Annotated in this window: 7 protein-coding genes and 1 pseudogene; 7 read left to right on the plus strand and 1 reads right to left on the minus strand. The window is 67.3% G+C overall.

All coding sequences use genetic code 11. The features are described 5' to 3' along the window. A pseudogene (locus tag ON38_RS04210) lies at positions 1-1,022 on the minus strand (hypothetical protein); the annotation flags it as partial. Between the two features lie 317 nt (positions 1,023-1,339). Here ON38_RS04210 and infA point away from each other — a divergent pair. From infA to rplQ, 7 genes are all read left to right on the plus strand, one after another. Beyond that, positions 1,340-1,561: a translation initiation factor IF-1 gene (gene infA, locus ON38_RS04215; RefSeq protein ID WP_003418601.1), complete on the plus strand. Its 222-nt coding sequence runs from the start codon at positions 1,340-1,342 to the stop codon at positions 1,559-1,561. 106 nt (positions 1,562-1,667) lie between these two features. Continuing rightward, a complete protein-coding gene (rpmJ, locus tag ON38_RS04220; protein WP_025347279.1) occupies positions 1,668-1,781 on the plus strand; it encodes a 50S ribosomal protein L36 in 114 nt (37 codons plus the stop codon). A 191-nt stretch (positions 1,782-1,972) separates the two neighbouring features. Beyond that, entirely contained in the window at positions 1,973-2,344 is a 372-nt protein-coding gene (gene rpsM, locus ON38_RS04225) for a 30S ribosomal protein S13 (protein WP_030522614.1), read from the plus strand. A gap of 10 nt (positions 2,345-2,354) precedes the next feature. After that, positions 2,355-2,768, plus strand: a complete 414-nt coding sequence (gene rpsK, locus ON38_RS04230; protein ID WP_030522613.1) for a 30S ribosomal protein S11 — start codon at positions 2,355-2,357, stop codon at positions 2,766-2,768. A gap of 22 nt (positions 2,769-2,790) precedes the next feature. Next, a complete protein-coding gene (rpsD, locus tag ON38_RS04235) occupies positions 2,791-3,396 on the plus strand; it encodes a 30S ribosomal protein S4 (RefSeq protein WP_039822512.1) in 606 nt (201 codons plus the stop codon). A gap of 174 nt (positions 3,397-3,570) precedes the next feature. After that, positions 3,571-4,629, plus strand: coding sequence for a DNA-directed RNA polymerase subunit alpha (locus ON38_RS04240; protein ID WP_030522611.1), 1,059 nt, complete (start codon positions 3,571-3,573; stop codon positions 4,627-4,629). A gap of 50 nt (positions 4,630-4,679) precedes the next feature. Next, positions 4,680-5,186, plus strand: a complete 507-nt coding sequence (rplQ, locus tag ON38_RS04245) for a 50S ribosomal protein L17 (RefSeq protein ID WP_039822515.1) — start codon at positions 4,680-4,682, stop codon at positions 5,184-5,186. Positions 5,187-5,237: the final 51 nt, after the last annotated feature.

Raw genomic sequence — 5,237 nt, forward strand, 5'->3', positions numbered from 1 at the left:
GGCGCGGTCTGCGGTGCCGGAGCCGGTGCGGTGAAGGTATCGGGCGTGGTGAACGAGTCCGGAGCGGGCGCCGAAGTATCGGACGGCCGAGGGCGGGCGGCCGCGGACGATTCGGTGGAGGCCGAAGGCTCACCCGGCACCGGGTCCGCGGTCCCCGCATCCTCGGCGGGCGACGGCGGCAGGTCGGGAAGCCGCCGCAACGGCTGCTGCGAATCCGGCCCCTCGCCCGGGCGCGCGGAGTCGTCGGGCGGATCCGGCAGCGGCGGGGGTGGCGGTGGCAACGGTGGTTGCGTGGGGGCTACGGGTCCGGTCGTACCGCCGGCCCGCTCGTCCGGGCCACCGGACCGTGACTCGGGTTCCGGTGGCTGCGGCGGGATCGACTGGTGCGGGCGCAACCGGTCGAATTCCGGTGCCGGCTCACCCGGCTGCCGGACCGGTGCCTCCGCGGGATCGGCCGCGGGAGCCCGGAAGGCATTCGGCACGGCAGCAGTGGGCGCCGGCGCATCGTCGGGACCCCACTGCGGTTGCGGGCCGGGTGCGGGCGGCGCCGGTACTTCCGGCCGGTCCGCGGGCGAATGTGGCGCCGGCGTGCTCTGTTCGGCCTGCTGGAAGGGGTCGGCGCCGGAGTGGCGTGCCGGTTCGGCGCTCTCCGGCCGGGGTGTGGCCCATTCGTGCCGGCCGGTGGCCTCCGCCCAGTTGTTGCGCTGGGCCGGGCGGGGGCCGTTGCTGTTCGGGAGGAGCGTTCCGACGCGGTCCTCCAGCGACGGCTGGTCCTTGTTCTTGTTCCGGAACCAGCCCTTACCCTTTTTCTTGTCGCTGTCGGCGGCGCGGTCCTCGCCGCGGCCGCGGCGGGCGAAGAAACCTTCCGGCGGTTCGGGGGTCTCGGGAATGATCTCGTCCTGGGGCAGATTCTGGACCGGCGGCGGCTCGTAGTTGCGGAAGTTCCCCTCGCCGACCCCGGTGACCTCGGTATCGGCCAGCCATGGTGGCAGCATGGGGAGGCCGTCGTTGCTGCGGCTCACCGGTGTCCCCTCCTGGAATGGTCGACCTCGGACAGCGGCCAGTTTACGCGACAACTACCCTTGCACTCAGTGCCGGGGAGCCGGGCCGGACCATGTGACGCGCCTCGCGGAGAGTACCCCTTTTTGCCCGATCACATACCTACCGGTAAGCTGACCAGGCGGTGTATCAAAGCGCCGCCTGTTCGTGTGCGATCGGTTGTCGTGTTCGCCGTTGTACACGGTGTGCCGTTTCGCGGTCCACCGGTGTGCGCCGGCCGGTCCCGCGGGCAGTACCAGGCAATCAGACCAGGTTGAGTGTAACCGGGATCGCGGAGGATATGGCGAAGAAAGACGGGGCCATCGAGGTCGAGGGGCGGGTTGTCGAGCCGTTGCCGAATGCGATGTTCCGGATCGAGCTCGAGAACGGGCACAAGGTCCTCGCGCATATCAGCGGCAAGATGCGTCAGCACTACATCCGCATCCTGCCGGAGGACCGGGTCGTCGTCGAGCTGTCGCCGTACGACCTGTCCCGCGGTCGGATCGTCTACCGCTACAAGTGAACGAGCGGGCCCCGGTTCGCTCCCCGAGATTTCCCCGGTCGTACCCGACCGGGGTCAACTGTGTCCACACCCTCCGGTGTGGACCGCAACGAAAGATTGGACGGACGTGAAGGTTCAGCCGAGCGTCAAGAAGATCTGCGAGAAGTGCAAGGTGATCCGCCGTAACGGCCGGGTCATGGTGATCTGCGACAACCTGCGGCACAAGCAGCGGCAGGGCTGACACCGGCGCCGAGCACCGAACGCGGTTCGGATTGGCACGAAAGAAGAACTCCCAGCGCCAGCCGCACACTGAGGTTTTTCCGGGGCGACCCGGAGGGTGTGCGTGCCTACCCCCGGAACGGAGGCCGGGGCCCCACCAGACGAGGGGACGGACAGGGAGCAGACCTCCGCAACAGTTAAGGAAACTGCCAGATGGCACGTCTCATGGGCGTCGACCTTCCGCGCGAGAAGCGCATGGAGATCGCACTGACCTACATCTACGGCGTCGGTCGTACCCGCTCCAAGGAAATCCTGGCCGCGACGGGCGTCAGCCCGGACCTGCGCTCGAAGGATCTCACCGACGAGCAGGTCACGCAGCTGCGTGACTACATCGAGGGCTCGTCCCTCAAGGTCGAAGGTGACCTGCGTCGTGAGGTCCAGGCCGATATCCGTCGCAAGATCGAGATCGGCTGCTACCAGGGCCTGCGTCACCGTCGTGGCCTCCCGGTCCACGGCCAGCGCACCAAGACCAACGCGCGCACCCGCAAGGGCCCGAAGCGCACCGTCGCCGGCAAGAAGAAGTAGGGGATAAGCGATGCCTCCGAAGTCCCGGGCCTCCGGCCCGAAGAAGAGCCAGAAGTCGCGCCGCAGGGAAAAGAAGAACGTCCCGCACGGTCACGCGCATATCAAGAGCACGTTCAACAACACGATCGTGTCCATCACCGATCCTTCCGGCAACGTCATCTCCTGGGCGTCGTCGGGCCATGTCGGGTTCAAGGGTTCGCGCAAGTCGACCCCGTTCGCCGCGCAGCTGGCCGCCGAGAACGCGGCTCGCAAGGCGCAGGAGAACGGCGTCAAGAAGGTCGACGTGTTCGTCAAGGGCCCGGGTTCGGGCCGCGAGACCGCGATCCGTTCGCTGCAGGCCGCCGGCCTGGAGGTCGGCACGATCTCCGATGTCACTCCGCAGCCGCACAACGGTTGCCGTCCGCCCAAGCGGCGTCGCGTCTAAGCGGGAAGGAAGGTAGAGCACAATGGCCCGTTACACCGGACCCATCACCCGCAAATCGCGTCGCCTGCGCGTCGACCTGATCGGCGGTGACCAGGCTTTCGAGCGTCGCCCCTACCCGCCCGGCCAGCACGGCCGCGCGCGGATCAAGGAGAGCGAGTACCTGCTCCAGCTGCAGGAGAAGCAGAAGGCCCGCTTCTCCTACGGCGTCATGGAGAAGCAGTTCCGCCGGTACTACGAAGAGGCCAACCGCCTCAAGGGCAAGACCGGTGACAACCTGCTGCGTCTGCTGGAGACCCGGCTGGACAACGTCGTGTACCGCGCCGGTCTGGCCCGGACCCGTCGCCAGGCCCGCCAGCTGGTCAGCCACGGCCACTTCCTGGTGAACAACAAGAAGGTCAATGTTCCTTCTTTCCAGGTCACCCAGTACGACATCATCGATGTCAAGGAGAAGTCGCTGGCGACCCTGCCGTTCCAGGTGGCGCGGGAGACCGTCGGTGACCGTCCGGTCCCCGGCTGGCTCCAGGTCATCCCGGGCCGGCTGCGCATCCTGGTGCATTCGCTGCCGGAACGCGCGCAGATCGATGTGCCGCTGCAGGAACAGCTGATCGTCGAGTACTACTCGAAGTAACAGCTGTGTGCATTCGGTATGAGCGAGGGCCCTGCGTGGTGACGCTGCGCTACCGCCTTCGGGCCTGACTCGCTCATACCGTGCCGCTGGTGCGGGTCGTCGAACCGCGACGGCCCGCACAACCCCTAAACGAGGCGTCAAATAGCGGGCGCCCAACACAGGAGGATTGATCCCATGCTGATTTCCCAGCGTCCGACCCTCACCGAAGAGGTCATCGCCGACAACCGCTCGAAGTTCACCATCGAACCCCTCGAGCCCGGTTTCGGGTACACCCTCGGTAACTCGCTGCGGCGCACCCTGCTGTCCTCGATCCCGGGGGCCGCGGTGACCAGCATCCGCATCGACGGCGTTCTGCACGAGTTCACCACCGTGCCCGGCGTGAAGGAGGATGTCACCGACATCATCCTGAACCTCAAGGGTCTGGTCGTGTCCTCCGAAGAGGACGAGCCGGTCACCATGTACCTGCGCAAGCAGGGCCCGGGGACCGTCACCGCCGATGACATCGTGCCGCCGTCGGGTGTGGTCGTGCACAACCCGGATATGCATATCGCCACCCTGAACGACAAGGGCAAGCTCGAGATCGAGCTGGTCGTCGAACGCGGTCGCGGTTACGTCCCGGCGGTGCAGAACAAGGCGACCGGTGCGGAAATCGGCCGGATCCCGGTGGATTCGATCTACTCGCCGGTGCTCAAGGTGACCTACAAGGTCGAGGCCACCCGTGTCGAACAGCGCACCGACTTCGACCGGCTCATCCTGGACGTGGAGACCAAGAACTCCATCAGCGCGCGGGACGCGCTCGCCTCGGCGGGCAAGACCCTGGTCGAACTGTTCGGCCTGGCCCGTGAGCTGAACGTCGAAGCCGAAGGCATCGAGATCGGCCCCTCCCCGGCCGAGGCGGATCACATCGCCTCCTTCGGGCTGCCGATCGAGGACCTGGACCTCACCGTCCGCTCCTACAACTGCCTGAAGCGCGAGGGTGTGCACACCGTCGGCGAGCTGGTGGCGCGGACCGAATCGGATCTGCTGGATATCCGCAACTTCGGCCAGAAGTCCATCGACGAGGTCAAGGTCAAGCTGCACGCCCTGGGCCTCTCGCTCAAGGACAGCCCGGCGTCCTTCGACCCGTCCAGCGTGGTCGGCTACGACGCGAGCACCGGAACCTGGTCCGACAGCGGCACTTTCAGCGATAACGACGGCGGCGAGCAGGACTACGCCGAAACCGAACAGCTCTAGGCCGACCGGGGCGGGCGCCCCGTAGCGGTCTTTACCAAGGAGAACCCACAATGCCCAAGCCCAAGAAGGGTGCTCGCTTCGGCGGGTCGGCGTCGCACCAGAAGGCGATCTTCGCCAATCTGGCCACGGCGCTCTTCGAGCACGGTCGGATCACGACCACCGAGGCCAAGGCCAAGGCGCTGCGCCCCTACGCCGAGAAGCTGGTCACCAAGGCCAAGGCCGGTACCCTGGCCGACCGCCGCGAGGTGCTCCGGGTGATCCGGAACAAGGACGTCGTGCACGATCTCTTCGCCGAGATCGGTCCGTCGTTCGAGGGCCGCAACGGCGGCTACACCCGGATCATCAAGACCCTGCCGCGTAAGGGCGACAACGCCCCGATGGCGATCATCGAGCTGGTCCGGGAGCAGACCGTGACCAACGAGGCCGATCGCGCCCGCCGGGTCGCCGCGTCGAAGAAGACCGAGGAGAAGGCCCCCGAGGCCGAGACCGAAGCCGAAGCCGCCGAGGCTCCGGCCGAGGAAGCCGCGGCCGAGGAGAAGGCCGACGACAAGGCGTAATTCGTCTGCCGGGGACGCGCGCGACGTGGGTCCCCGGTTCGTCGACGAGCC

The sequence above is a fragment of the Nocardia testacea NBRC 100365 genome (assembly GCF_000308775.1).
Classification (GTDB): Bacteria; Actinomycetota; Actinomycetes; order Mycobacteriales; family Mycobacteriaceae; genus Nocardia; species Nocardia testacea.